This is a genomic window from Herbiconiux sp. FW305-C-125, from assembly GCF_058783455.1.
Genome location: NZ_JBYSYO010000008.1, coordinates 33,479 through 58,598, shown reverse-complemented (window position 1 = coordinate 58,598; position 25,120 = coordinate 33,479). Strand labels below are relative to the sequence as shown.

At 69.7% G+C, this 25,120-nt stretch carries 26 protein-coding genes; 10 read left to right on the top strand and 16 right to left on the bottom strand.

Annotated features, from left to right (window positions below):
- Positions 1-42: 42 nt before the first annotated feature.
- The 3 genes from AC3WLB_RS17895 to AC3WLB_RS17885 form a co-directional block, all read right to left on the bottom strand.
- Complete coding sequence (locus AC3WLB_RS17895) at positions 43-1,011, bottom strand: EamA family transporter (RefSeq protein ID WP_492508302.1); 969 nt, start codon at positions 1,009-1,011, stop codon at positions 43-45.
- 128 nt (positions 1,012-1,139) lie between these two features.
- Complete coding sequence (rhaI, locus tag AC3WLB_RS17890) at positions 1,140-2,306, bottom strand: L-rhamnose isomerase (protein WP_492508300.1); 1,167 nt, start codon at positions 2,304-2,306, stop codon at positions 1,140-1,142.
- Between the two features lie 97 nt (positions 2,307-2,403).
- Positions 2,404-2,733 carry an L-rhamnose mutarotase gene (locus tag AC3WLB_RS17885; RefSeq protein WP_492508298.1) on the bottom strand — a complete coding sequence of 110 codons (330 nt, stop codon included), beginning with the start codon at positions 2,731-2,733 and terminating at the stop codon, positions 2,404-2,406.
- Between the two features lie 192 nt (positions 2,734-2,925).
- On the opposite strand from AC3WLB_RS17885, the gene AC3WLB_RS17880 reads away from it, so the two are divergent.
- Genes AC3WLB_RS17880 through AC3WLB_RS17865 form a run of 4 tightly spaced genes read left to right on the top strand, consistent with a single transcriptional unit; the run spans position 2,926 to position 7,447 of the window.
- Entirely contained in the window at positions 2,926-3,936 is a 1,011-nt protein-coding gene (locus AC3WLB_RS17880; protein ID WP_492508296.1) for a LacI family DNA-binding transcriptional regulator, read from the top strand.
- A gap of 60 nt (positions 3,937-3,996) precedes the next feature.
- Positions 3,997-5,667 carry a circularly permuted type 2 ATP-grasp protein gene (locus AC3WLB_RS17875; RefSeq protein WP_492508294.1) on the top strand — a complete coding sequence of 557 codons (1,671 nt, stop codon included), beginning with the start codon at positions 3,997-3,999 and terminating at the stop codon, positions 5,665-5,667.
- 5 nt (positions 5,668-5,672) lie between these two features.
- Positions 5,673-6,605 (top strand): alpha-E domain-containing protein, encoded by a 933-nt coding sequence (locus AC3WLB_RS17870; RefSeq protein WP_492508511.1) that lies wholly within the window; start codon positions 5,673-5,675, stop codon positions 6,603-6,605.
- Positions 6,602-7,447 carry a transglutaminase family protein gene (locus tag AC3WLB_RS17865; RefSeq protein ID WP_492508292.1) on the top strand — a complete coding sequence of 282 codons (846 nt, stop codon included), beginning with the start codon at positions 6,602-6,604 and terminating at the stop codon, positions 7,445-7,447. The genes AC3WLB_RS17870 and AC3WLB_RS17865 overlap by 4 nt, the downstream gene beginning before the upstream one ends.
- A gap of 29 nt (positions 7,448-7,476) precedes the next feature.
- On the opposite strand, the gene AC3WLB_RS17860 is transcribed toward AC3WLB_RS17865, so the two are convergent.
- Entirely contained in the window at positions 7,477-8,562 is a 1,086-nt protein-coding gene (locus AC3WLB_RS17860) for a cell wall-binding repeat-containing protein (protein WP_492508290.1), read from the bottom strand.
- A gap of 103 nt (positions 8,563-8,665) precedes the next feature.
- Between AC3WLB_RS17860 and AC3WLB_RS17855 the strand changes: the two genes are divergently transcribed.
- The gene (locus AC3WLB_RS17855) at positions 8,666-9,616 is read left to right on the top strand and encodes an alpha/beta fold hydrolase (RefSeq protein ID WP_492508288.1); all 951 of its coding nucleotides are present in this window, start codon (positions 8,666-8,668) and stop codon (positions 9,614-9,616) included.
- Entirely contained in the window at positions 9,617-10,936 is a 1,320-nt protein-coding gene (locus AC3WLB_RS17850; protein WP_492508286.1) for an alpha/beta hydrolase, read from the top strand. It begins immediately after the preceding gene.
- Between the two features lie 4 nt (positions 10,937-10,940).
- On the opposite strand, the gene AC3WLB_RS17845 is transcribed toward AC3WLB_RS17850, so the two are convergent.
- Positions 10,941-13,487: a glycoside hydrolase family 65 protein gene (locus AC3WLB_RS17845; RefSeq protein ID WP_492508284.1), complete on the bottom strand. Its 2,547-nt coding sequence runs from the start codon at positions 13,485-13,487 to the stop codon at positions 10,941-10,943.
- 67 nt (positions 13,488-13,554) lie between these two features.
- Complete coding sequence (locus tag AC3WLB_RS17840) at positions 13,555-14,301, bottom strand: HAD family hydrolase (protein ID WP_492508282.1); 747 nt, start codon at positions 14,299-14,301, stop codon at positions 13,555-13,557.
- A 132-nt stretch (positions 14,302-14,433) separates the two neighbouring features.
- On the opposite strand from AC3WLB_RS17840, the gene AC3WLB_RS17835 reads away from it, so the two are divergent.
- From AC3WLB_RS17835 to AC3WLB_RS17825, 3 genes are read left to right on the top strand one after another with little or no spacing between them, the layout of a single operon-like run.
- Positions 14,434-14,958 carry a hypothetical protein gene (locus AC3WLB_RS17835; protein WP_022898475.1) on the top strand — a complete coding sequence of 175 codons (525 nt, stop codon included), beginning with the start codon at positions 14,434-14,436 and terminating at the stop codon, positions 14,956-14,958.
- A gap of 57 nt (positions 14,959-15,015) precedes the next feature.
- On the top strand, positions 15,016-16,065 hold the full coding sequence (gene lplAB / locus AC3WLB_RS17830; protein ID WP_022898476.1) for a lipoate-protein ligase LplAB: 1,050 nt from the start codon (positions 15,016-15,018) through the stop codon (positions 16,063-16,065).
- On the top strand, positions 16,062-16,550 hold the full coding sequence (locus tag AC3WLB_RS17825) for a heme-binding protein (RefSeq protein ID WP_492508280.1): 489 nt from the start codon (positions 16,062-16,064) through the stop codon (positions 16,548-16,550). Before lplAB ends, AC3WLB_RS17825 begins: the two co-directional genes overlap by 4 nt.
- 3 nt (positions 16,551-16,553) lie before the next feature.
- On the opposite strand, the gene AC3WLB_RS17820 is transcribed toward AC3WLB_RS17825, so the two are convergent.
- Positions 16,554-16,850 (bottom strand): GNAT family N-acetyltransferase, encoded by a 297-nt coding sequence (locus tag AC3WLB_RS17820; RefSeq protein ID WP_022898478.1) that lies wholly within the window; start codon positions 16,848-16,850, stop codon positions 16,554-16,556.
- Between the two features lie 47 nt (positions 16,851-16,897).
- Here AC3WLB_RS17820 and AC3WLB_RS17815 point away from each other — a divergent pair, with 47 nt between their 5' ends.
- Complete coding sequence (locus tag AC3WLB_RS17815; protein WP_492508277.1) at positions 16,898-17,800, top strand: DNA-methyltransferase; 903 nt, start codon at positions 16,898-16,900, stop codon at positions 17,798-17,800.
- A gap of 33 nt (positions 17,801-17,833) precedes the next feature.
- On the opposite strand, the gene AC3WLB_RS17810 is transcribed toward AC3WLB_RS17815, so the two are convergent.
- From AC3WLB_RS17810 to AC3WLB_RS17770, 9 genes are all read right to left on the bottom strand, one after another.
- The gene (locus tag AC3WLB_RS17810) at positions 17,834-18,535 is read right to left on the bottom strand and encodes a GntR family transcriptional regulator (protein ID WP_022898480.1); all 702 of its coding nucleotides are present in this window, start codon (positions 18,533-18,535) and stop codon (positions 17,834-17,836) included.
- A 70-nt stretch (positions 18,536-18,605) separates the two neighbouring features.
- Positions 18,606-19,526, bottom strand: coding sequence for an NAD(P)-dependent oxidoreductase (locus AC3WLB_RS17805; RefSeq protein WP_492508275.1), 921 nt, complete (start codon positions 19,524-19,526; stop codon positions 18,606-18,608).
- On the bottom strand, positions 19,519-19,923 hold the full coding sequence (locus AC3WLB_RS17800; protein ID WP_492508273.1) for a carboxymuconolactone decarboxylase family protein: 405 nt from the start codon (positions 19,921-19,923) through the stop codon (positions 19,519-19,521). Before AC3WLB_RS17800 ends, AC3WLB_RS17805 begins: the two co-directional genes overlap by 8 nt.
- Entirely contained in the window at positions 19,920-20,324 is a 405-nt protein-coding gene (locus AC3WLB_RS17795) for a cupin domain-containing protein (protein ID WP_492508271.1), read from the bottom strand. The genes AC3WLB_RS17800 and AC3WLB_RS17795 overlap by 4 nt, the downstream gene beginning before the upstream one ends.
- Positions 20,321-21,235 (bottom strand): NAD(P)-dependent oxidoreductase, encoded by a 915-nt coding sequence (locus tag AC3WLB_RS17790; protein WP_492508269.1) that lies wholly within the window; start codon positions 21,233-21,235, stop codon positions 20,321-20,323. Before AC3WLB_RS17790 ends, AC3WLB_RS17795 begins: the two co-directional genes overlap by 4 nt.
- Positions 21,232-22,089 carry an SDR family NAD(P)-dependent oxidoreductase gene (locus tag AC3WLB_RS17785; RefSeq protein ID WP_492508267.1) on the bottom strand — a complete coding sequence of 286 codons (858 nt, stop codon included), beginning with the start codon at positions 22,087-22,089 and terminating at the stop codon, positions 21,232-21,234. Before AC3WLB_RS17785 ends, AC3WLB_RS17790 begins: the two co-directional genes overlap by 4 nt.
- Positions 22,086-22,964 (bottom strand): N-acyl homoserine lactonase family protein, encoded by an 879-nt coding sequence (locus AC3WLB_RS17780; RefSeq protein WP_492508265.1) that lies wholly within the window; start codon positions 22,962-22,964, stop codon positions 22,086-22,088. The genes AC3WLB_RS17785 and AC3WLB_RS17780 overlap by 4 nt, the downstream gene beginning before the upstream one ends.
- A complete protein-coding gene (locus AC3WLB_RS17775) occupies positions 22,957-24,549 on the bottom strand; it encodes a GMC family oxidoreductase (RefSeq protein ID WP_492508263.1) in 1,593 nt (530 codons plus the stop codon). Before AC3WLB_RS17775 ends, AC3WLB_RS17780 begins: the two co-directional genes overlap by 8 nt.
- The gene (locus AC3WLB_RS17770) at positions 24,546-25,109 is read right to left on the bottom strand and encodes a gluconate 2-dehydrogenase subunit 3 family protein (protein WP_492508261.1); all 564 of its coding nucleotides are present in this window, start codon (positions 25,107-25,109) and stop codon (positions 24,546-24,548) included. Before AC3WLB_RS17770 ends, AC3WLB_RS17775 begins: the two co-directional genes overlap by 4 nt.
- Between the last annotated feature and the right edge of the window lie 11 nt (positions 25,110-25,120).

The window sequence follows — 25,120 nt, the reverse complement described above, 5'->3', positions numbered from 1 at the left end:
CGCTAGCGGATGCTCAACGCATTCGTGCCCTTCGGCCTGCTGTCAGGGCGTGATCTCGGCGGCGCGCTTGAGGTCGGACGTTCGAGGGCCCGGCTGCTCGCGCTGGGTGGCGATGGCGGTACCGGCGGCGGTGCAGACGATGGCGATCGCCACGACCTCGAGCGCGGTGAACTGCTCGGCGAGGATGAGCCAGCCGAACACGGCAGCGACGACCGGGCCGAAGGCCGTGATGATGGCGTACAACCGCGGGGTGATGCGGCGCAGGATGAACGTGTCGAGGCTGTAGGGCAGCGCCGATGACAGGATGCCCACCCCGACGAGCAGGGCGATGACCTGCCAGTCGAAGGCGCCGGGGTCGATGGTCACGGCAGCCAATGGGAGCAGGATGACGAGGCTCACGATGCCGCCGACCGTCAGCCCCTCGAGGCCGGGCAGCCGGGTGGCGACGCGGCGGGTGAGCACGATGTACGCGGCCCAGGCCGCCGCAGCGGTGAGGGCGAGCAGGATGCCCCAGCCGTCGACGGTGCCGTCGAACCCGGTGAGCAGGAAGACCCCGCCTCCGGCGGCGATCGCGCAGATCACGTCGAGCAGCCGGCGGGAGGTGACGAGTGCCAGGGTGAGCGGGCCGAGGAACTCGATGGTCGCGGCGATGCCGAGGCCGAGGATGTGCACGGCCTGGTAGAAACTGAGGTTCATCGCCGCGAGGGCCACGCCGAGCGCGATCGCGGGCCAGAGCCGGCGCCAGCTGAGCTCGGCTCGTTTCGGGCGGTAGAAGGGGAGCAGCACCGCTGCCATCACGAGCTGACGGGCGGCCACCACGATGGGAGCGCCGACGATCGGGATGACGAGTCCCGCTAGGGCGGAGCCAAGGTTGATGCTCACCTCGGTACCGAGCTGCACGGCGGCCCCGACGGTGCGCTGTCGCGCCTGCTCGGCGTGAACCGGCGCTGAATTCGCGGGCGGCCGGAGCGCGCTCACGCCCTCGCCCGCCGCCGATCCGTCGTTCGCCACTCACTGACCCTACGGCACACTCGCGCCGCCGGTGCGGGGCGTCACTGCGGCCCCAGCCTTATGTCGCTGTGAATTGCGGCCCGGGACTCCCACCACCAGGGCCCGGGCCGCAAACCTGTGGGCGCGGGTCAGGCGCCCCAGCTCGCCTGCGCCCCGCCGGCCCGCTCCGCGACGATCTTCTCCTGGTAGCCGGACGCCTTGAAGGCGGCGATCGGGCCGGCAGGAAGGCCGCGCGATTCGCGCCACTCGGCCAGGGGCGGGCGCACATCCGTGTAGAAGGCATCCATCAGGATGCCGTTCGCGCCCAGCACGTCGTTCGCGTTCTGGGCCGCGAGCAGGGCTTCGCGGTCGACGAGCAGCGCGCGGGCCGTCATCTCCTGCACGTTGAGCACCGAGCGCATCTGGCCGGTGATCTTGTCCTCGATGTTGTGGCACTGGTCGAGCATGAAGGCCACGGGGGAGTCGGCGGCGTAGCCCCCGCCCCGCACCACCTCGAACAGGATGCGGAACAGCTGGAACGGGTCGGCCGCGCCCACGATGAGGTCGTCGTCGGCGTAGAAGCGCGAGTTGAAGTCGAACGAGCCGAGCTTTCCGAGCCGCAGCAGCTGCGCCACGATGAACTCGATGTTCGTGCCCGGCGCGTGGTGGCCGGTGTCGAGGCAGACGAACGCGCGGTCGCCGAGGGCGGAGACGTGCGCGTAGGAGGTGCCCCAGTCGGGCACGTCGGTGTGGTAGAACGCCGGCTCGAAGAACTTGTACTCGAGCACCAGACGCTGCTCGTTGCCGAGGGCGTCGTAGACGGTGTGGAGCGACTCGGCGAGCCAGTCCTGGCGCGAACGGATGTCGCCCTGCCCGGGGTAGTTCGTGCCGTCGGCGAGCCAGATCTTGAGATCCTGGGAGCCGGTCAGGTGCATGATCTCGATGCACTCGAGGTGGTGGTCGATGGCCTTCTGCCGGACTGCCGGGTCGCTCGAGGTGAGCGAGCCGAACTTGTACGCCTCGTCTTGGAAGGTGTTCGAGTTCACGGTTCCGAGGTCGACGCCGAGGTCGTTGGCGTAGGAGCGCAGCGCCGAGTAGTTCTCCACCTTGTCCCACGGGATGTGCAGTGCCACCTTCGGGGCGAGACCGGTGTAGCGGTTGACCTCCGCCGCATCCGCGATCTTCTCCTCCGGTGTGCGGGGAGTGCCCGGTGTACCGAAGACCTTGAACCGGGTGCCTGAGTTACCGAACGCCCAGCTCGGCAACTCGATGGCCTGACGTTCGAGGTCGGAAGCGATGTCGCTGAACTGAACCATGGGGGATATCTCTTTCGTGTGTTCGATCGTGTGGTCGAGGTGGTCGAGGTGGTCGGGCGGCGTCGATGAAACGATTCACTGCTCGGGTCGGGCTCGGTCAGGCCAGCTGATCCTCGAGGTGGAAGATCTCCGTCAGTTGCAGGAATCCGGTATCCGGCGCCCCGTCGAGGTCGACGAAGAAGGCACTCATCTCGGCCTGCCAGCGAGCGTTCACCTCGGTCGCCGCCATGGCGGCCTGTGCCGCCTCCAGCGACGGCGTCTCGAAGTAGCCGATCAGCAGGCCGTCTGGGCGCAGGAACAGCGAGTAGTTGTGCCAGCCGCTCGCGGCGAGCGCCTCAGCCATTTCGGGCCAGATCGCCGCGTGCCGGCGGGTGTACTCCGGGATGTGCTCAGGCTTCACCTGGAGCTGGAAGCACACGCGCTGCATCGGGTTCCCCTCATCGGGTGGGGCCTGGCCGACGGTGGACAGGCTGGTGAAACGTTATAACGACGAACCCACAATCTACGACATGGGGTCCGCACTCGTCAACGGTGGCGCTGGCGCGCTATTGTCGTGAAACGTTCGAATTCGAGTGGCTCCGCGTCGCAACGACACCGTCTCGGCCACAGTGAGGTGTGAATGGCAACCGCTAACGTGCGTGACGTCGCGGCGCTCGCCGGAGTGTCGGTGGGAACGGTTTCGAACGTGCTGAACCAGTCGAAGCCCGTGGCGCCGGAGACGGCGAAGCGGGTGCAGGCGGCCATCGACAAGCTGGGCTTCGTTCGCAACGACGCCGCCCGCCAACTGCGGGTCGGCCAGAGCCGCACGGTCGGCATCATGGTGCTCGATGTCAGCAACCCGTTCTTCACCGACATCGCGCGGGGAGTCGAGGACACCCTCATGGACTTCAACCGCTCTCTCATCCTCGGCAACACCGGCGAGAGCGCGGCGCGCGAACTCACCTACCTCGACCTGTTCGAGGAGCAGCGCGTGGCGGGCCTTCTCATCACCCCCGTCGGCGACGTGCTCGCCCGATTGGAGCGGCTGCGCGAACGCGGTTCGCCGGTCGTGCTGGTCGACCGGCACGAGAACGCGCGGAGCTTCTCGTCGGTCTCGGTCGACGACTACCGGGGCGGCCAGATCGCGGCCGAGCACCTGCTCGACACCGGGCGCACGAGCCTCGCCTTCGTCGGTGGCACCCGCGCCATCGTGCAGGTTGCTCAGCGCGCGGGCGGCGCGCAGGACGCTGCGCGCGAACGGGATGCGCGCCCGGTGCGCGTGCTGGAGCTCGACTCGATGCGGGCCGAGGCAGGACGTCTCGGAGTCGAGCAGCTGCTCGCTCTGCCCAAGGCCCAGCGTCCCGATGCGGTGTTCGCGGCGAACGACCTGATCGCGCTCGGGGCGCTGCAAGCGTTGACGCACGCCGGGGTGCGGGTGCCTGACGACATCGCGCTCATCGGGTACGACGACATCTCGTTCGCGGCGAACGCGGCCATCCCGATCTCGTCGATCCGTCAGCCCGCGTGGGAGATGGGCCGCACGGCGACGGAACTCCTGATGGCCGAGATCGAGAAGCCCGGCACCACCGACTGCCGGCACGTGGTCTTCCAGCCCGAATTGATCGTTCGCGAATCGACGGCGGGCCCGTGAGGCACTTCGCCGCAGAACTCGGAAACACCGCCGCAACACCGCCGCTGTAGGCTCGCCCGCATGGTTGACCTGTTCGACGGCTACGGCGCCACCCTCATGCCGCGGACGCGGCGAGGCGCGGCCCCCGCGTGGGACGAGATGTTCCCCGAACCGAAGTCGCACGACCCGGTCGAGGCGCGTGAGGCCTACAAGGACATCTACACCGCGCTGGCGCGCATGACGCAAGAGGAGCTGCGCGGCCGCACGGATGCGCTCGCGAGCTCCTACCTCGCCCAGGGCGTGACCTTCGATTTCGCGGGTGAGGAGCGGCCGTTCCCGCTCGACGCCGTCCCGCGCGTGATCGCGCAGCAGGAGTGGGTCGATGTGGAGGCCGGGGTCAAGCAGCGCGTACGCGCCCTCGAGGCCTTCCTCGCCGACATCTACGGGTCGCAGGCCGCCGTGCGCGACGGCGTCATCCCGGCCGGCCTGATCAGCTCGTCGAACCACTTCCATCGCGAGGCAGCCGGGATCGTCTCGCCGAACAACGTGCGCATCCAAGTGTCGGGGATCGACCTCATCCGCGACGAGAAGGGCGCGTGGCGGGTGCTCGAGGACAACGTCCGCGTACCGAGCGGCGTCTCCTACGTCATCTCGAATCGCCGCGTGATGGCACAGACCCTGCCGGAGCTCTTCGTGTCGATGCGGGTGCGCCCGGTGGGCGACTACCCCAACAAGCTGCTTCAGGCGCTGCGCGCGTCGGCGCCGTCGGGCGTGGACGACCCGACCGTCGTGGTGCTCACCCCGGGTGTGTACAACTCGGCGTACTTCGAGCACACCCTGCTCGCCCGGCTCATGGGTGTTGAGCTCGTCGAGGGCCGCGACCTGTTCTGTTCGGGCGGCAAGGTGTGGATGCGCACCACGGCCGGCCCGACCCGTGTCGACGTCATCTACCGCCGTGTGGACGACGAGTTCATCGACCCGCTCCAGTTCCGCGCCGACTCGATGCTCGGCTCGCCCGGGCTCCTGCTCGCCGCCCGGCTCGGCAACGTGACCATCGCGAACGCGGTGGGCAACGGCGTGGCCGACGACAAGCTCGTTTACACGTACTTGCCCGACCTCATCCGCTACTACCTCGGTGAGGAAGCGATCATCCCGAATGTCGACACCTGGCGGCTCGAAGACCCGGGGGCGCTCGAGGAGGTGCTCGACCGGCTCGACGAACTCGTGGTGAAGCCCGTCGACGGCTCGGGCGGCAAAGGTCTCGTCGTGGGCCCCGACGCCTCCCCGAAGGAGCTCGAGACCCTGCGCGCTCGTCTCATCGACGACCCCCGCGGCTGGATCGCCCAGCCCGTGGTGCAGCTCTCCACCATCCCCACGCTGGTCGAGGAGGGCATGCGGCCCCGCCACGCCGATCTCCGGCCCTTCGCCGTCAACGACGGCAGCGACATCTGGGTGCTGCCCGGTGGGCTGACCCGGGTGGCCCTGCCTGAGGGGCAACTCGTGGTGAACAGCTCGCAGGGAGGCGGATCGAAGGACACCTGGGTGGTGGGCCAGGACGTGCTCTCGTCGTCGGCCGACGGGCACAACATCCAAGGTCTCGTCGCCGAACAGGCCGCCAACACGCAGTCGATCACCATCGTGGGGCACCAGCCCGACCACTCGCCGGAGGATCGTCCGCGAAACCAGGATCAAGCGCAGCAGCAACAGCAACAGCGCAGCCATCAGCCGGCCGGCCGCGGAGAGGAGTCGTGATGGCCATGCTCTCGCGAATCGCCGAATCGCTGTTCTGGATCGGGCGATACATCGAACGATCCGACGGCACGGCTCGCATCCTCGACGTGCACCTCCAGCTGCTGCTCGAAGACCCGTGGATCGAGGAGAACCTGGCCTGCCGCTCGCTGCTCTCGGTGATGGGCAGCGACGTGCCCGACGACGCCCGGTCGCTCACCCGCGCCGACGTACTCGCCACGCTCGCCGTCGACCGCGCTCACCCGGCCTCCATCGCCTACTCGCTGGGTGCCGCACGCGAGAACGCCCGACGAGCCAGGGAGATCGTGTCGACCGAACTCTGGGAGTGCCTCAACACGACCCGGGCCAGGATGCCGCGACGCGTCGCCGCCGAGAAGACCCACGAGTTCTTCGGCTGGGTGCGTGACCGCTCCGCGCTCGCCGTGGGCATCATGGACTCGTCGGCCAGCCGGGACGAGGCATGGCACTTCTTCACCCTCGGCCGGTCGATCGAACGGGCCGACATGACGGCCCGGCTGCTCGCCACGCGGTCGCTCACCGAGGCCTCCGGCCCGTCGTGGACGACCATTCTGCGCTCGTGCGGGGCGTACGAGGCGTACCTGCGGACATACCGGGGTGTGCCCTCGGCGCGCAACGCAGCCGAGTTCCTCCTGCTCGACCGGCTGTTCCCTCGCTCGATCCTCTACTCCGTGACCCGGGCCGAGCAGTGCCTGCGTGACCTCGCTCCCCGGAACGAGCGGGTCGGAGTCTCCGACAGCGCCCAACGGTTGCTCGGACAGATCCGCTCGCAACTCGAGTACCGGCCGATCACCGACATCCTGCAGGAGCTGCCGCGCCACATGGACGGTGTGCAGGAGGCCACGAGCGCGGCATCGGAGGCGGTTCGTCAACGGTACTTCCCCACGAACGCTGCACCGAGCTGGATCGGGGAAAGCGCATGAAACGTCTCCGCATCCGCCACGTCACCGGCTACCGCTACGAAGGGGAGGTGCAGGCCTCCTACAACGAGGCGCGCATGCTGCCTGTCTCGTCTGAGGGCCAGTTCGTGCTGCACTCCTCGCTCGAGATCGCGCCCGTCTCCTCCTCGCACAACTACGTGGACTACTGGGGCACCCGGGTCTCGTCGTTCGAGATTCTGACGCCGCACCGCGAGCTCTCGCTCACCGCGACCTCTCTGGTGGAGGTGCGACCCCGCACCCATGAGCCGCACCCGATCGACTGGGACTCGCTGGTCGCCGCGGCCGCGCAGGCCACGAGTCAGGTGGAGCAGACGAAGCAGACCCGGCTGACCGAGCCGGCCGCCGACCTCGCCGCTCTCGCGGAGGAGATCGCCGCGAGGCACGACTCGCCCTGCGACGCCGCCCTCGAGATCTGCACCGAGATTGGCCGGCGCGTCGAGTACGTTCAGGGTGTGACGGGGGTGCAGTCCACCTCGCGCGAGGCGTGGCTCGACAAGCGCGGGGTCTGCCAGGACATCACGCACATCGCGATCGGTGCCCTGCGGTCGGTGGGCATCCCGGCCAGGTACGTCTCCGGCTATCTGCACCCGAAGCCGGACGCCGCGATCGGTGAGACGATCGCCGGTGAGTCCCACGCCTGGGTGGAGTGGTTCTGCGGCGAATGGCGCGGCTTCGACCCCACCAACTCCATCGAGATCGGCGACCGCCACGTGATCGTCGGCCGGGGCCGCGACTACAACGACGTGGCGCCGCTGCGCGGCGTCTACGCCGGGCCGTTCGGGTCGAAACTGTTCGTGACCGTCGAGATCACGCGCGAGTCGTGAGCCGTCACCGGCCGGGATGCCCACGGTCATCACCGCCGGAGGAAGTCGCGGAGCTGCTCGAGGGTCGCGCTCGAGACGGATGCCGTGCCGCCGAGCACGACGATGCGGTGCGGCCGTAGCCGATCGAGCTCGACGCCCACGGACGACGGCACCGCGTCGGCGGTGACCAGCAGCATCGGCGCGGCGTTCGCGATCGCGGCAGCGCCGCCGGAGAGGGCGTCGCCGAACACCGTGCCCGAGGCGACGTAGACCGTCTGCGCGCTCGGCGGGAAGGCGTCGGCCGAGATCGCGGCCGACACGGCGTAGCGGTCCGGCGCATCGATGCGACTGGTCGTCGCCATCGACCGCAGGGTCGTCACCACCGAATCGGAGATGCTGCTCGTGCCGCCGAGCACGACGATCTTGCCCGGAGCCAGGCGCCGCAGCTCGTCGGCGACGAGGGTGGGGACGGCGTCGTGCGTCACGAGCAGGACCGGGCCGCCCAACCTCCCGGCCGCCGCCGATCCGGAAAGGGCGTCGGAGAACGACGAGCCCGACGCGACGTACGCCACGGGCCGATGCGACCCGAACACTCGCGCCGAGACGGCGGCGGAGACCTCGTAGCGGTCGGCGCCCGACACCCGGGTCACCGAGGTCGCGAAGGCGCGCAACGCCGTCTCGACGCCGGGGGAGATGGTGGCCGTGCCGCCCAGCACGACGATGTCGTGCGGTTTCAGCCGGCGCAGCTCGGTGGCGATGACGGCGGGGATTGCGTCTTTCTGGGTGAGCAGGACGGCTCCCCCTTCGGCTCCGGCCGCAGCCGACGCCGACAGCGCATCGGAGAACACCTCGCCCGACGCGACGTAGGCGACGGGTGAGCCGGGGTCGTAACTGTGGGCCGAGATGGCCGCCGACACCGCATAGCGGTCGGCACCGTCTATCCGCTCGACGAGCGACTCCGAGAGCTCCTCCCCGCTCACCGCCCGAGGTATCGCGGCGTGATCGGGTGGGGGCGCCGCGAACGCGGCGGTCGAACCGCCGGCGAGCGCGAGCACGACGGCGATCGCAGCGCCGGCACCGGCGGCCGGGGAGAAGAGGCGGGAGGGACGGGACGAGTGACTGTTCGATCTGGTCATGAACTGACGATATGTCGACTTCCGCGACCACCGAGGGCCGGCGCCCAATCTGTGGACAACGCGCCATCCGCCTCGGCCTGTGGACAACATGCAACAATGACGTATGCCGCAGGACCCCGCCGCCGCGCATCCGGCAGCCCATTTCACCGCTCACTTCACCGACGAAGTCGGCGTGACGATCACCTACTACGGGTGGACGGTGCCGAACCCGAAGGCGGTCGTCCAGATCTCCCACGGCGTCGGCGAGCACGCCCTCCGCTACGGCACCCTCGCCGCCGATCTGAACACTGCGGGCTACAGCGTGTACGCCGCCGACCAGCGGGGTCACGGCGCGACAGGACTCGCCCAGCACGGCGACGACCGCAGCCGGCTCGGCGACCTCGGCGAGGGCGGACTGCGGGCGACGGTCGACGACATCCGTCAGCTGGGCGTGCAACTCGGTCGCGAGCATCCGGACGTCCCCCTCATCGTGCTCGGGCACAGTTGGGGCTCGCTGATGGTGCAGAAGCTCGTCAACACACCCGCGCTGCGCCACTACTCCGGCGTCGTGCTGAGTGGCACGGCGTACCGGATGCCCGGCCACATGGACGGCGGCGACCTCACCCGCAAGCACCGCCCCGGCCGTGGGCAGGGCAACGGTTACGAGTGGCTGAGCCGCGACATCGCCGCCCAGGAGCGGGCCGCCGGTGACGAACTGATGTTCGCCGCCGAGGTGCTGAAACTGTTCGGCCTCGCCGACGCCCTGCGCCTGTTCGGGCGACCCGCGAAGCGACTCGCCGCCGATGTGCCCCTGCTCATCATGGTCGGCTCCGACGACACCCTGGGCGGCGAACGCAGCGCCCAGAAGCTTCGCGACGCCTACCTCCACCGGTCGCGTCTCAGCGACGTGCAGCTCACGGTGTACCCGGATGCGCGCCACGAGATCTTCAACGAGACCAACCGCGCCGAGGTGGTCGCCGACCTCGTCGCCTGGCTCGACCAGCACTTCGCCGCGCCCGACCCGGACGACGCGGACCGCTCGGACCACCGCCCCGACGAACCCGGAACCCGCTAGGTGGACGCCATCCTCCAGATCCGCATCATCGACGGGCCGGTGCCCTGGGTGGTGTGGGCGCTCGCCGCGGCCGCGTTCGTCTACCTGCTCGTGCGGCCGCCGCGCATCCGCTGGGTGCTCACCGCCCTGGTCGGCCTGCTCGGCGGCGCCCTGGTCGCGTTCGGCACCATCGCCGTCGTCGAGGTGCTGAACGTGTTCGGGGTGCCGCTCACCGTGCAGACCGACGCCTGGATCGTCGCCACCTTCGCCGCCATCGGCCTCGCCGTGGTGAACCTGTGGCGGTCGCGGTGGTGGCGCAAACTCGTCGCGATCGTGGGCATCGTGCTGTTCGCGGCATCCGGAACCCTGGGCATCAACGCCTACTTCGGGCTCAACCCGACCATCGCAGCGCTCCTGGGCATCACCATCGAGAACCCGATCGACATCGCGAACAAGCCCAATCCGACGCCGACCGGCAGCCCCGACCCCGACACCGCCGGCAAGCCCCTCTACGAGACCTGGACGCCGCCCGCCGACATGCCGACCACGAGCAAGACGGGCACGCAGGTCATCCCGGCTACCGCCTCCGGCTTCGCCAGCAGGCCCGCGGGCATCTACCTGCCGCCCGCCGCGCAGGTGCCGAACGCGCCCGAGCTGCCGCTCGTCATCCTCATGATGGGCCAGCCGGGCAACCCTGACGTGCAGTACATCGCGACGGTGCTCGACGAGTACGCGGCGAAGAACAAAGGCCTGGCGCCGATCGTGATCGTGGCCGACCAGCTCGGCAGCCCCGACGTCGATCCCGTCTGCGCCGACACCGCGAAGCTCGGCAACGCCGAGTCGTTCATCACGCAAGACGTCGTGGCGTGGGCGCGGGCGAACCTCCGCATCATCGACGATCCGGCGCACTGGGTGATCGCCGGCTACTCGAACGGCGGCGGATGCGCATTCAAGTACGGCGCCAAATACCCCGAGCTGTGGGGCAACGTGCTCGACATCTCAGGGGAGGAGTACCCGGGGTCGGAGGAGCCCGACCAGGTGATCGCGAACCTCTTCGGCGGGGACGCAGCGGCGTTCGAGGCGCAGAAGCCGGAGGCCATCCTGAAGTCGGGCGCGCACGCGTACCCCGACACCACCGCGATCTTCACCGTCGGGGGCAACGATCCCACCTTCATCCCCGAGGCGCAGGGCTCCTCGGAGGCGGCGAAGGCGGCCGGCTGGAACACGACGTACTACGTCATCCCGGGCGCCGGCCACGTGGTCGATGCGCTCGAGGGCGGCTTCGAGAAGGGCTTCGAGGTGCTCTACCCCCGCCTCGGCCTGGCGCCGCCGACGGGGTGACCCATCAGTCCATCCCGACGACGACCTCCGCGTCGTCGTGGTCGGCCACGATGGTGGGCATCGAGGCCGTGATGACGGAGCCGTCTGCCCGCACGGTGCCCTCGATGTCGGAGGTCGTGGGTGCGCCCTCGATCGAGGGGCGGTCGTCCGCCAGCGCCACCGTCACCGGTGCGCCCGGACCCACCTCGATCCGCTCGCCGCGCACGAACAGCTCGACCGCGGCGCCCTTCTCGATCGTGAAGGTCATGCGGTCCTGCCGCAGGTCGACCTCGATCAGCGAGCCGTGGATCGTGACGTGGAACACCAGCGACTCCCACTCCTCGGGCAGCCGCGGGTCGAAGGTGAACGTCCCGAGGTAGTCGCGCATCCCGCCGAAGCCGAACGCCAGGGCGCTCCACACACCGCCGGTGGAGGCCACGTGGATGCCGTCGGCCGTGTTGTTGTGCAGGTCGCCGAGGTCGACGAACAGGGCGGCGTGGAAGTAGCCCAGCGCGAGCTCCCGGTAGCCCACCTCGGCCGCGATGATCGACTGCGTCGACGCCGAGAGCGTCGAGTCGCCCGTCGTGAGCGCGTCGTAGTACTCGAAGTCGCGCCGCTTCTCGTCGGTGGTGAACTCGTCGCCCTGCAGGAGCAGCGCGAGCACCACGTCGGCCTGCTTGATCACCTGGAAGCGGTAGATCACGAGCGGGTGGAAGTGCAGCAGCAGTGGGCGCTTGGATGCCGGGGTGTTCTCGAGGTCCCACAGCTCCTTCTCGAGGAACTGCGAGTCCTGCGGGTGGATGCCCAGGTCGTCGTCGTAGAGGATGTGCATCGCCTCGGCCGCGGTCGCCCACTCGAGGATCTCGTCCTCCTGCAGGTCGAGCCGCTTCACCATCCGCTCGTATGCTTCAGGGTCCCGCTCCCGCATCCGGCGCGTCTGGCGCACCGCCGCGCGCAGGTTCGCGCGGGCCATGACGTTCGTGAACAGGTTGTCGTTGACCACCGTGGTGTACTCGTCGGGCCCGGTCACACCGTGGATGTGGAAGGTCTCCGACGCCCCGCCGTGCCCGCGCCAGAAGCCGAGGTCGGCCCACATCCGCGCGGTCTCGACCAGGATGTCGATGGCGCCGCGGGAGAGGAAATCCTCGTCGCCGGTGGCGGACACGTACTGCGACAGCGCGTGCGAGATGTCGGCGTCGATGTGGTACTGCGCCGTCCCGGCCGCGTAGTAGGCCGAGGACTCGAGGCCGTTGATGGTGCGCCACGGGAACAGCGCGCCACGCTGGTTGAGCTCGATCGCGCGCTCGCGGGCTGCCGGCAGCATGCCCTGCCGGAAGCGCAGCGCGTTACGGGCCACCTGCGGCGAGGTGTAGGTGAGGAAGGGCAGCACGTAGATCTCGGTGTCCCAGAAGTAGTGCCCGCCGTAGCCCGAGCCCGACACACCCTTCGCCGCGATGCCGCCACCGTCGGTGCGGGCGGTCGACTGCGCGAGCTGGAACAGGTTCCAGCGGATGGCCTGCTGCACGTCGGGCTGGCCGGCCACCACGATGTCGGAGCGCTCCCAGAAGTCGTCGAGCCACTCGCGCTGGCGCTCGAACACCTCCTCGATCGGCGACTCGCGGATGCGGTCGAGCGTGCGGTTCGCGCGGTCGGCGAGCTCGGTCGTGGGCACGGTCGACGAGGTGTGGTACGCCAGCGTCTTCACCAGACGGATGCGCTGACCCGCCTTCGCGTGGATGCGGTAGACGTGCTTCGCGATGTCGTCGTCGATCTGCTCCGTCTCGTCCCAGTCGTTCTCGGTCTCGAGGTGGTGCTCGGCGCCGACCGCGATCGTCATGCCCGAGTTCGCCGTGCGGTAGCCCAGCACGTAACGCCCTTCGTGCACCCACTTGAACCGGGGCAGCAGCACCCGGTCGCCGAACCCGGAGGCCTTTCGCGGGTCGGCGATGGCGCCGCCCGCCGCGACCGCGCTGCCACCGCCGTTGCCGCCGACTCCCGCCGCCGAGTACTCGTCGACGCGGTCCTGCCGGTTGAGGATCTGGCTCGAGATGAGCACCGAGGCATCCGCATCGAGCATCGTCACCTCGTAGTCGATGACGGCGAGATGGCGGTCGGTGAACGACACCAGCCGTCGCGACCGGATGAGCACCCGCTTCCCCGAGGGCGTGCGCCACTCCACCACCCGCTCGAGCACGCCGGTGCGGAAGTCGAGGCGGCGGGAGTACTCGATCGTGTCGGCATCGGCCACCACGAACGGTTCGTCGTCGACGTAGAGGCGGATGACCCGGGCATCCGGTGCGTTCACGATGGTCTGGCCGACGCGCGCGAAGCCGTAGGCCTCCTCGGCGTGCCGGATGGTCCAGGTGTCGTGGAAGCCGTTGATGAAGGTGCCCTCGGCGTGGGCCTTGTGGCCCTCTTCGAAGTTGCCGCGGAGGCCGAGGTAGCCGTTGCCGATGGCGAAGAGCGTCTCGGTGCGGCCCTGGGTCGACGTGTGGAACTCGGCCTCGGTGAGCGCCCACTCGTCGAGCGGGAACTGGGAGCGGTCGAGCGGGTCGGAGGCGATCGGATTCATGGGCTTCTTCTCGGACGAGGAGGACGCGGTCGGTCGATGCTAGCGAAAGCGGCGGCGCGGCGCAGGTTCAGCGCAGCGCCGAGGTGAGTTCGTCGAGGTCGGTGACCACGATGTCGGCTCCGGAGTCGAGCAGCTCCTGCGCGCCGACGCCGCGATCGACGCCCACGACGAGGCCGAAGTCGCCGTCGCGGCCGGCCTGGACGCCGGAGTGCGCGTCCTCCACCACGACGCACTCCTCGGGTGAGAGCCCGAGCAGCTCCGCGGCGCGCTGGTACGTGTCGGGTGCGGGTTTGCCGGGGAGGTGCTCGGCCGCGGCCACCTCGCCGTCGACGATGACCTCGAAGCGGTCGCGGATGCCCGCTGCCTCCAGCACTGCCACCGCGTTGCGCGAGCTCGACACCACGGCCACCTCGTAACCGGCGTCGAGGGCGGCGGTGAGGAAGTGGAGGGAGCCCGGGTAGGGCGCGATGCCGTGCTCGGCGAGCTCGGCCGCGAACTCGCCGTTCTTGAGGTTGCCGAGGCCCCACGCGGTGGGGCCGCCGGGGGCGTCGTCCGGGGTGCCGAGCGGCAGCTCCAGGCCTCGCGAGGCGAGCATGGAGCGCACGCCGTCGACCCGGGGCTTGCCGTCGATGTGGAGGTAGTAGTCGTCGACCGTGTAGGGCGCAGCGCCGTGCTCGGCGAGATAGCCGCTGAACAGGCGCTCCCAGGCACGCATGTGCACCTCGACGGTCGGAGTGAGCACGCCGTCGAGGTCGAACAGGATGGCCTGGGCCGTGGCGAGACGGCTTGCATCGCGAGTGACGGTTGAAGTCATACCCCAACGCTAATCGCTCCCCGTGAACGCCGTGTCAACGCGGTGTTTCCATCGCTGTCGGGCGAGCATCCTGAAATGAGGTAAAGTCATGCACTGCGATGGGTCGGGCCATTGAGATGAAGGACCTGATTCATGTTCACCACCCATCGAAACGCCTTGATGCGCATCGCCGCCGGTCTCGCCCTGGCCGGCGCTCTGGTCGGCGCCGGCGTCTCCGGGGCCAGCGCGATGCCACATTGCTCGAGCGATTCCGACGTTCCCGCTTGCACCGCACCGACCCCGAAGCCCTCGACGACTCCCAGCGTGGATGACGCCACGTCCGCCCGCTTCAGTCCTGACTGGTCAGTGCGTAACGCCTTCATGGTCGTCGTGCAGAACGTGCCGCCGAGCGCCGTGTCGGGCCTCGCGTACGGTGACCTCAGCCGGTATCACGCGTCCATCAGCTGCACGAATGGCATCTACATGTCCTCGCCGCTCACGGTGGGTGGCGTGTACGCGCCCACTCTGTGGTTTCAGGCGTGGACCTCGCCTGGCGTCTCTCCGGGGTCGTGTCTCGCGACGGTCTGGGACAAGTCGACCTTGGCAGTCGCCGCATCGAGCGTCGTGAGCTCGACCGGCGGCCCCGACGGCACGTCGTGGTTGGTGACCTTCGACTAAGAGCACGGCGCGACCGCCGGGCGCCGAAGTAGGCTGAGTTCGGCAGAGAGGGCTCAGATGCACGGTGAATACAAGGTGCCCGGCGGGAAGCTGGTGGTGGTGGATCTCGACGTGGTCGAGGGGCGCATCCGCAATTTCCGGCTGGCCGGCGATTTCTTCCTCGAACCGGATGACGCGCTGCCGCTGATCGATCAGGCGGTGAACGGGCTGGCGGCCGATTCCGACGCGGCGACCATCGCGGCCGCGATCTCGGCGGCGCTGCCGGCCGGCGCGGTGCTGCTCGGGTTCTCGCCCGAGGGGGTGGCGGTCGCCATCCGTCGCGCGCTGGCGTCGGCGACGAGCTTTTCCGACTACGACTGGCAGCTCATCCACTCCGGCCCGGAGACGCCGCAGATGCAGCTCGCGCTCGACGAGGTGCTGGCGAACGAGGTCGGCGAGGGCCGGCGCGGCCCGACCCTCCGCATCTGGGAGTGGAACCAGCCCGCCGTGGTGATCGGCAGCTTCCAATCGGTGAAGAACGAGGTCGACCTCGACAACGCCGCCAAGTACGGCTTCGAGGTGGTGCGCCGCATCTCCGGCGGCGGCGCCATGTTCATGGATGCGGATGCCGTCGTCACGTACTCCATCTACGCCCCGGCCGCGCTCGTGCAGGGCATGAGCTTCGCCGACTCCTACGCGTTCCTCGACGAGTGGGTGATCCAGGCGCTGAAGTCGCTCGGCATCGAGGCGGTCTACCAGCCCCTCAACGACATCTCGTCGGCGAAGGGCAAGATCGGCGGTGCTGCCCAGAAGCGGCTCGGCAACGGCGCCGTGCTGCACCACGCCACCATGAGCTACGACATGGACGGCGAGAAGATGACCGAGGTGCTGCGCATCGGCCGCGAGAAGATGAGCGACAAGGGAACAAAGTCGGCCGCGAAGCGGGTCGACCCGTTGCGCAGCCAGACCGGGCTCTCGCGCGGCGAGATCATCGACCGCCTGATCGCCACCTTCACCGCGCTCTACGGCGCGACCCCCTCCGAGATCACACCGGACGAGCGCGCGGCGGCCGAAGCTCTCGTGACCTCGAAGTTCAGCACCCCCGAATGGATCGGACGCGTCCCGTGACGACGAACAGCGACCCTCCCGTCTTCACCGTCGAGAGCCTCGAGGCGGTGCCGAGCCTCGACCTGCCGTCGTTCGGGCGAGCGGATGCCTACGAGCTCGGCACCATCGCCGCCGAGCTCATCCGCGAGCGCGGGCTCGACCTGGCGGTCGACGTCGTGCTCGAGGGTGATCTCGTCTACCGCGCGAAGATCGGCGCGGGCACCGGCCCGGGAAACGATCCGTGGCTGGCCGGGAAGGCGGCGGTGGCCTGGTACTTCGGCGTTCCGTCGCTCCTGGTGCGCCGTCGGCACGAGCAGGCGGGAACGCGGTTCGAAGACATCGTCGACCCCAACATCGACCACTCGGTGATGCGGGCGCACGGCGGTTCGATCCCGATCTTCGCCGAGGGCACGCCGGTGGGCACCATCACGGCATCGGGCGAGCCCGACGTGATCGACCACCAGCTCGCGGCCGACGCCGTCGCCGCGTTCCGCGACCGCCGCTAGCCCCTAGCCGCGGTCGACGAGCTCCTGGTAGTCGGGGTGCGCGTCGATCCAGTACGACACGAAGCTGCACTGCGGCACGACGGCCAGCGCGCCGACCCGCACGTCGTCGAGCGCGCCCTGTACGAGCTGCGAGGCGACACCGTTGCCCCGCCGGCGCGGGTCGACTTCGGTGCGCGTGAACACGATCGAGTGGCCGACCAGGTGGTAGTCGGCGAACCCCACCAGCTCGTCGTCGAGAGTGATGGTGTAGCGGTTCTGCGCCTGTTCGTTGCGGATCTCGGCGCGGGTCTCGGTGTTCATCGAGCCCGAGAATACGCCGCGTGCCTGGGGACTGCCACAATTGCAGGGTGCCCGTCGCCGATTCACCCCTCGCCGCCTTCGACGCGGCGGCCCGGGGCGAAGGTCTCGTCTACCACGCCGACAATCTGACGGTTCTGCCCGCGTTCGCCGACGCATCCTTCACCGTCATCTACCTCGACCCGCCGTTCAACACCGGGCGGCAGCAGGTGCGCCGCTCGTCGACCGCGACCCGGGCGACGGCTGCGGCGGCCGACCCGGATGCACCCCGCACCCCCGGTCGCATCACCGGCTTCAAGGGCCAGGCCTACGACCGCATCAAAGGCGACCTGCTGAGCTACGACGACCGCTTCGACGACTACTGGGAGTTCCTCGAGCCACGCATCGTCGAGGCCTGGCGGCTGCTCGCCGACGACGGCACTCTCTACCTCCACCTCGACTACCGCGAGGCGCACTACGCGAAGGTGCTGCTCGACGCCCTCTTCGGCCGCGAGAGCTTCCTCAACGAGATCATCTGGGCCTACGACTACGGGGCCAAGTCGACCAAGCGCTGGCCCACGAAGCACGACACCATCCTCGTCTACGTGAAGAGCCCGAGCGGGTACTACTTCGACTCGGCGACCGTCGACCGCGAGCCGTACATGGCGCCCGGGCTCGTGACCCCGGAGAAGGCGGCGGCCGGCAAGCTGCCGACGGATGTCTGGTGGCACACGATCGTGTCGCCGACGGGCCGCGAGAAGACCGGGTATCCGACGCAGAAGCCCGAGGGCATCCTGCGCCGTATCGTTCAGGCGTCCAGCCGCGAAGGCGACTGGGTGCTCGACTTCTTCGCGGGGAGCGGCACCACCGGCGCGGTGGCAGCCGCGCTCGGGCGCAACTACGTGCTGATCGACCAGAGCCCGGATGCGGTGGACGTCATCCGCCGCCGCCTGCCTGACGCCGAGTTCCGGTAGCCCGAGCGCCGCAGCCCGGCCGCCAGACGCCCCCTAGGCCTCCGCGCGCAGGTGCGCGAGCGCCGTCACCGACGCGGCACGGATGTGCAGCGCGCACAGCGCCGACGCCGCGTGCGCATCCCGCCGCCGCACCGCGTCGACGATAGCCCGGAGCTCCCGCACCACTTCGAGCGGCCGGCCGGACTCCGACAGCGAGGTGGCGCGCAGCACCTGCACCCGCGCCTGGATGCTCTCCAGCAGTTGCTGCAGCGCCGCGCTGCGGGCACCCTCGATGAGCACCACGTAGAACCTGTCCTTGGCCCGAAGCACGTCGCGCACCGCGGTGGTGGCGGTGGTGACCGACTCGAGGTAGTCGACCGCGCCGGTGAGCCGCTCGACCTGCTCGTCGGTGGCGCGCTCGACGAAGCGCTGCACCACGAGCGACTCGAGCGACGCGCGCACTTCGTAGAGGTCGATCGCATCTTCGAGGGAGGGTGCGGCGACGATGGCGCCCTTCTGCGGCACCACCGTCACGAGGCCCTCGGCCGAGAGCTCGCGGATGGCCTCGCGGATGGTGGTGCGCGAGACGCCGAGGCGCTCCATCAGCTCGCGCTCGACCAGGCGTTGCCCAGGTTGCAGCGAGAAGTCCATGATCGCCTGCCGGATGGAGTCGGTGACCTGCTCGCGCAGCGGCGCGGCGACCCGGCCGAGGGGCACGGCGTCCCACGACCCGGACAGCGAGTTGGGCGTCGTCACGATGTGCCTCCTCGAATCCCCAGCGGGCCGGCGGCCCACCCCCAGTGCTCTCGGCGATCAGGTATGAGAATCAGCTCCCCTCGACCGGGCGCGGTGCCGCGGAACGGGGGCGCGCCCGGGACCCGGTGGCCGCCACCCATCTTGCCACTTCGGTGTGGTCGGCCGTGGCAGGCAGCTTCGTGGCGGCTTCGGCCCAGAGATCGACGGCGCGCGAGCCGAGTTCGTGCGGGGCTTCCGTCGATTCGGCGAGGCCGACCGCGATCTTCATGTCTTTGAGCATGAGGGCGAGCCCGAAGCCGGAGTCGTAGCTGCCGGGGAGCACGAACTTCGGCCACTTCGCCTCGGTCGAGCCACTGCGCCCGCTCGAGCCGTTGAACACGGTGAGCATCACCTCGGGGTCGAGGCCGAAGGCCACTCCGGCCTCCATCGCCTCGGAGGTGGCCCAGAGGTGCGTGGCCGAGAGCAGGTTGTTGAGCGCCTTGACGGCGTGGCCCGAACCGACCGGTCCGGTGCGCACCGGTTTGCCGAGCTCGCGCAGCACCGGCACGGCACGCTCGTACCCCTCGTCGTCGCCGCCGACCATGATGGTGAGGGTGCCGGCCACCGCTCCGCCCACGCCGCCGGAGACCGGCGCATCGACGAGCGTGGCGCCGTGCTCGGCCAGTGTCTCCGCGAGCGCACGGGTCGCGAGCGGCTCGGAGGAGCTCATGTCGACGATGACCCGCCCTGCCACCGCATCGGCGGCGATCAGTGTGTCGACCACCGACTGCACGATCGCCGAGTTGGGCAGCATCAGCACCACGATGGCGGCACCCTTCGCGGCCTCGGCCGCCGATTCGCTGCCGTGCGCGCCGACGGCGACGAGCCGCTCGATGGCGTCGGGCGAGACGTCGTAGCCGTGCACGTCGAACCCGGCCGACACCAGACGCGACACCATCGGGAAGCCCATGTTGCCGAGCCCGACGAAGGCGACGACCGGCCACTCAGCCATCGTTCGCCGCCCCGCGCAGCTCCACCAGCACGTTCTCGGCCACCCGGAACGACTCCAGCGCGGCCGGCACACCCACGTAGATCGCGGTCTGCAGCAGTGCCTCCTGGATCTCGGCCTCGGTCACGCCGTTCGTGATCGCGCCGCGCACGTGCACGCCGAGCTCGTGCGAGCGGTTCAGCGCCGTGAGCATCACGATGTTGAGCAGGCTCCGGGTGCGCGGCGGCAGCCCCTCGCGCGTCCACACCTCGCCCCAGCAGTACTCGGTGACGAGCTCCTGGATCGGGCGGGAGAACTCCGTCACCTTGCCGAGGCTCCGGTCGACGTGCTCGGCCCCCAGCACCTGGCGCCGCATGGCGAGCCCGGCCTCGTAGGTCTCGGCGTGGGTTGATTCGTTCATCGTTCGTCCGTTTCGTTGAGGCGGGGGTCGTAGTCGCTGTCGGCGACCTCCTCGTTCCAGTCGGTGGGGCCGAGGGAGATCGCGGTGTGGGTCATGAAGGAGTCTGGCGCGGCGCCGTGCCAGTGCCGTTCACCCGCGGGCACCCAGACGGTGTCGCCGGCGCCGATGGTCACGGCAGGGCCGCCCTCGGACTGCACCAGGCCCTGCCCGGCCAGCACCTCGAGGATCTGACCCTGGCTGTGGCTGTGCCAGAACGTGCGGGCGCCGGGCGTGAAGGTCACCGTGTTGATGGTGATCCCGTCGGTCGCGGGCATGGTGAGGAAGTTGAACACCTGCCCGGTGAACTGCGATCCGGTCTTGCCGGCCGTTCCGGCCCGCTCGGCGGCGCGGATGAGTCTCATGAGTCGCTCCCTGTCTCGGTCTCGTCGTACAGGCGCACCCCGCCTGAGAGGTCGCCCAGCACGTCGACCACGGTGTTGCTGATCTCGCTCTGGCGGCCTGTGGCGAGCGCCGCCCCGAAGCTCGCGAGCGGCCCGGATGCGTGCAGCCCGGCCACTCCGAGACCCGAGATGAGCTCGGTGTACAGCAGTACGTCCTTCATCATCAGCGCGTTCGACAGGCCGCCCTTGAGGTAGTCGCCGTGCACGATCTTCGGGAAGCGGTTGAGGGTGGCGAAGTTCACGCCCGAGCTGGTGTTGAGCACGCCGAGCAGCGCATCCATGTCGAGCCCTGCTCGCCGGCCCGCCACCATCACCTCGGCGGTGGCCGACAGGGCCACGGCGTTCAAGAAATTGTTGAGCAGCTTGGTGGTGTGCCCGGCGCCGGACTCGCCCATGAAGACGATGTTCGAAGCGAAGTACTCCATGGCGGGTCGCACGGTCTCGAGCGCCGCCTCGTCGCCGCCCACCATCAGGGTGAGCGTGCCCTTCTCGGCGGCCGCCGCCCCGCCCGAGATGCCGGCGTCGAGGTAGCGGGCGCCCTTCTCGGCGAGGGCGGCCGTGATGCGCCGGGTGGAGTCCGGATTCGCGGTGCTGAGATCCACGACGATCAGCCCGTCGCGTGCGTGCGCCAGCACGCCGTTTTCGCCCAGCACGACCGCTTCCACGACGCGGCTGTCGGGCAGGGAGAGGAAGACGATGTCGGCGCGGTCGGTCACCTCCGCGGCGGAGCCGACCGGAGTCGCCCCGGCCGCCTCGATGTTGGGAGTGTGCGCGTCGAAGCCGATCACTTCCCGGCCTGCGCCGGTGATGCAGCGGGTCATCCGCCCACCCATGTTGCCGAGTCCGATGAACCCGATCGTGGCATCCGTCATCGTGCGCTGTCCTTCCAGTTCGCGCCGTACAGCGCCTCGTCGACGCGGTCGGTGTTCCAGGCACCGGCGCCGCCGGAGGGCCGCACGGTGTTGACGATCGTGGCGCCGCCGTCGGCCGACACGATCTGTCCGGTCAGGTAGGCGGCGTCGTCCGAGAGCAGGAACGCGGCGACGGCCGCGATCTCCTCGGCGGTGCCGGCGCGGCGCAGGGGCGTGGTTGAAGCGCGCTGCTCCATGTCGTTCTTGCCGCCAGAAGTGGTGGCGGCGGCCGCGAACAGGTCGGTGGGCACGATGCCGGGCGCAACGCCGTTCACCCGGATGCCGAGCGGTCCGCCGTACATCGCGGCGCCGTGGATGAGGCCGGCCACCGCGTGCTTCGACGTGACGTACGGCAGGAGGTCGGCGCTCCCCGTGAGGCTCGCGATCGAGGCGGTGACGACGATCGAGCCGGTGCCGCCCTGTTCGCGGAAACGGCGGAACGCCGCCCGCAGCCCGAGGAACTGACCGCGCACGTTCACCGCCATCACCCGCTCGAAGTCGTCGACCGAGAGGTCGGGCAGTGCCGCGAAGCTGCCGAAGATGCCGGCGTTGAGGTGGTGCAGATCGATGCGGCCGAACTCGGCGGCCGCCGCATCGATGTAGCGCTGCACGCCCTCCTCGGTGGAGATGTCGGCCTGCACCGCGATCGACGGGCCGGCGAGAGCGCCGGAGACGCGCTCCGCCGACTCGCCGTTGACGTCGACCACCACGACCGACGCCCCCTCCGCCGACAGCCGCTCGGCCGACGCGCGGCCGAGGCCGTTGCCGGCTCCGGTGACGACGGCGATCGCGCCGTCGAATCTCTTGCTGGTCACCGATTCACTCCTTCTTCTCCGGCAGCCGACCCCGGGTCGCTCCCGATGGTCGCCGCCATGCCGGCCAGTTCGCCCGTCGCTGGCGTGAACCGCCCGAGCGTCGACGGGTCGTGGCCCGAGACGACGTGCGCGACGGCACCGCTCGCTTCCCAGTCGCGGATGAGCGCGAAGCTGTCGTACATCTCCACCAGATCGCTCACCGAGGTGAAGAGGATGTCGCGCTCGTACTCCTCGTAGTAGTGCACGGCGTCCGAGGCGAGCAGCACGGTGCCCTCCGTCGTCTCGACGAACACGACGCACTGGCCGGGTGTGTGACCGCCGACCTCGACGACCCGGATGCCCGGCGCCACCGTCGTCTCCCCGGCGACGAAGCGCACCCGCCCGTCCGCCACCGCAGCCCGCAGGTGGTCGAGCTCGTCGGCTTCGACCGAGTGGGCGAACAGCGGCTTGTCGGCGTGCGGTCCGGTCCAGAACTCGTACTCCGCCCGGCTCAGCACGAGCGGCGACTCGGGAAACAGGGCGAGGTTGCCGATGTGGTCGTAGTGCCCGTGGGTCACGATGATGGTCGGGGTGCTCCCGGGTTCGACGCCCGCGCGGCGGAACGCATCCGCCGGCTCCAGCAGCACCGTGCGGCCACGCGACTCGCCGCCGTACCGGGAGAAGCTCGTGTCGACGAGGATGGTCTGCTCCTCGTTGCGGAGCACCCAGAAGAAGTAGTCCATGTCGATCGGCCCATCGGCCTCGTGGTAGAGCGGGTAGTTGAGGTAGACGTCGCTGCGCGAGGTGCTGCGCGTGCCGAGGCGCACGATGGTGACCTGCCACACCGCGCTCTGCCCCTCAGGCCCCTCACCCTCAGCGCCCTCACCCTCAGCCACGGAGCGCCTCCCCGATCCGGTCGGCCGCGCGCAGCGCGAGCGCCTGGATGGTGTGCGTCGGGTTCACGGCGCCGCCGGTGGCGAAGCTCGAGCCGTCGACGATGTAGAGGTTCGGCACGTCGTGGGCCCGGTTGTCGGCGTCGACCACCGAGTTCGCCGGGTCGTCGCCCATGCGCGCGGTGCCGAGCAGGTGCCAGCCGAGGATGGAGTCGAACCCGGTGGTGCGCACCGAGTCCGCTCCGGCGGCGTGGGCCAGCTCGGTCGCTCGGCGCACGCCGTCGGCACCCAGTCGCTTCGAGTTCTCGCTCAGCGTGTAATAGGTGACGACGCCGGGCAGCCCGAACTCGTCCAGGTTCTCCTCGTCGAGCTCGATGCGGTTGTGCTCCTCGGGTGCGTCGTCGCCGCACACCCAGATCGTGGCCTCGTGGTTGAGGTGGTGCTCGAGGGCCTGGTGGTGACCCTCACCCCAGGGCGCGGTGGCGAGCGCGGTGTTCAGCGGCGAGTATCCGCGCATGGCCACCATGGTGAAGCCGCGCACGTAGTCGTTCCCGGGGTCGGTCTCGTAGAAGTGCCGCGACGACACGGTGCCGCCCCAGGCCCCGTGGTCGGCGTCGGTGGGCTCCGGGAAGTGCCCGATCACCATCGTCTGCACGTGCGGCATGAAGTTCTTGCCGACCTGACCGCTCGAGTTGGCGAGGCCGTTCGGGAACTGCGCCGACTTCGACATCAAGAGGAGCCGCGGTGTGCCGACCCCGTTGCCGCAGATCACCACGATCTTCGCGCGGGCTTCCCGCAGCCGTCCGTTCTCGTCGTAGTAGAGCGCCCCCGTGGCCTCGCCGTTCTCGTCGACCGTCACCTCACGCACCCGCGCGTTCGTGCGCAGCCGGGCGCCGGCGGCCAGCGCCTCGGGCCAGTAGGTGTTCGAGGGCAGCGCGAGGGCGCCGCTCGGGCAGCCGAAGGCGCAGAAGCCGCGGTTCACGCAGGCCGGCCGGCCCTTGTAGTCCTCGGAGAGCAGCGCCTGGCTCTGCGCCCACCAGTACCAGCCGAGCTGGTCGAAGCCGTCGATCCAGCGTTCGCCCTGCCGGCCGATCGGGATGGGCGGCAGCGGCACCGCTGGCCGGCCCGGCTGCACCGGGTCTCCGCCGACGCCGGACATGCCCATCATCCGCTCGTTCTCCTCGTAGTAGGGCACGAGGTCGTCGTAGTCGATGGGCCAGTCGACGCCGAAGTCGTCGATCGTCTTCGCCTTGAAGTCGGAGGGTTCGAAGCGCCAGAAGTGCGCGCCGTAGCCGATGGCGCTGCCACCGACGGCTGAGTACATGTAGACGTCGACCGGGTTCTCGCCGCGGTTGGTCACCGGGTAGTCGGCCGCGCCGCGGCGCTTGCCGGGACTCGGGTTCCAGTAGTGGCGCCCGCGCACCTCCCAGTCGGCGTGGTTCTTGGGGATCTCGGCCTGCGGCACCCAGTCGCCCTGCTCGAGGCAGAGCACGTCGACACCCCGGCGGGCGAGGCTCCACACCACGGCGGCGCCGGCAGCACCCGCGCCGATCACGAGCACCTCGGCCGTATCGATCGAATCGGTCATGCGGTCACGCTCCGGAAGTGGTCGGGTCGGGTGCTGATGGTCTCGAGCCGCTCGACGGGGAAGGGCTTCATGGGCTTGCCGACCACCGTGTTGCGCACGTCGAAGCCGGTGCGCTCGCGCACGATCTCCTGCACCCTCGGCGCCCGGTAGTACGCCTCGTAGCTCAGTTCGAGCACCATCGAGAAGGCGCCAGGATGCCCGCTCGACTCGATCTCGCGGAGCACCGCGACCTGCTGCTCGGGCTGCAGGGCGGTGAACGGCGAGCCGTGGGCGGCGCGCGCGGACGCATCCGCGGCGTCGACACCCGCGAGGAGCACCGGGCGCAGCGTCGGCGCCTTGCGCACGACGGCGTCGATGTAGGCGACCGTGTCGAGCTCGGCCGCCGAGGGCCACACGTCGTTTCCGGGGATGAGCCGTGCGACCCAGGCGCCCAGTGTCTCGGCGCGCGCCGGGTCGAGCACCGTGAGCTCGCCGGTCTCGTCGAGATCGACGAAGGTGCGGCCCATCTCGGGGGCGTAGGGGTTCTCGGCTGGTCCGCCGTCGCGATGATCGAAAGCCACGCGTCGTCCTT

Coding starts and splice junctions, on each gene's coding strand:
- rhaI (WP_492508300.1), bottom strand. CDS start 2,306: ATGGTTCAGTTCAGCGACATCGCTTCCGACCTCGAACGTCAGGCCATC.
- AC3WLB_RS17870 (WP_492508511.1), top strand. CDS start 5,673: ATGCTCTCGCGAATCGCCGAATCGCTGTTCTGGATCGGGCGATACATC.
- AC3WLB_RS17880 (WP_492508296.1), top strand. CDS start 2,926: ATGGCAACCGCTAACGTGCGTGACGTCGCGGCGCTCGCCGGAGTGTCG.
- AC3WLB_RS17840 (WP_492508282.1), bottom strand. CDS start 14,301: ATGACTTCAACCGTCACTCGCGATGCAAGCCGTCTCGCCACGGCCCAG.
- AC3WLB_RS17835 (WP_022898475.1), top strand. CDS start 14,434: ATGTTCACCACCCATCGAAACGCCTTGATGCGCATCGCCGCCGGTCTC.
- AC3WLB_RS17800 (WP_492508273.1), bottom strand. CDS start 19,923: ATGAACGAATCAACCCACGCCGAGACCTACGAGGCCGGGCTCGCCATG.
- AC3WLB_RS17845 (WP_492508284.1), bottom strand. CDS start 13,487: ATGAATCCGATCGCCTCCGACCCGCTCGACCGCTCCCAGTTCCCGCTC.
- AC3WLB_RS17865 (WP_492508292.1), top strand. CDS start 6,602: ATGAAACGTCTCCGCATCCGCCACGTCACCGGCTACCGCTACGAAGGG.
- lplAB (WP_022898476.1), top strand. CDS start 15,016: ATGCACGGTGAATACAAGGTGCCCGGCGGGAAGCTGGTGGTGGTGGAT.
- AC3WLB_RS17805 (WP_492508275.1), bottom strand. CDS start 19,526: ATGGCTGAGTGGCCGGTCGTCGCCTTCGTCGGGCTCGGCAACATGGGC.
- AC3WLB_RS17775 (WP_492508263.1), bottom strand. CDS start 24,549: ATGACCGATTCGATCGATACGGCCGAGGTGCTCGTGATCGGCGCGGGT.
- AC3WLB_RS17795 (WP_492508271.1), bottom strand. CDS start 20,324: ATGAGACTCATCCGCGCCGCCGAGCGGGCCGGAACGGCCGGCAAGACC.
- AC3WLB_RS17855 (WP_492508288.1), top strand. CDS start 8,666: ATGCCGCAGGACCCCGCCGCCGCGCATCCGGCAGCCCATTTCACCGCT.
- AC3WLB_RS17885 (WP_492508298.1), bottom strand. CDS start 2,733: ATGCAGCGCGTGTGCTTCCAGCTCCAGGTGAAGCCTGAGCACATCCCG.
- AC3WLB_RS17875 (WP_492508294.1), top strand. CDS start 3,997: ATGGTTGACCTGTTCGACGGCTACGGCGCCACCCTCATGCCGCGGACG.
- AC3WLB_RS17790 (WP_492508269.1), bottom strand. CDS start 21,235: ATGACGGATGCCACGATCGGGTTCATCGGACTCGGCAACATGGGTGGG.
- AC3WLB_RS17820 (WP_022898478.1), bottom strand. CDS start 16,850: ATGAACACCGAGACCCGCGCCGAGATCCGCAACGAACAGGCGCAGAAC.
- AC3WLB_RS17860 (WP_492508290.1), bottom strand. CDS start 8,562: ATGACCAGATCGAACAGTCACTCGTCCCGTCCCTCCCGCCTCTTCTCC.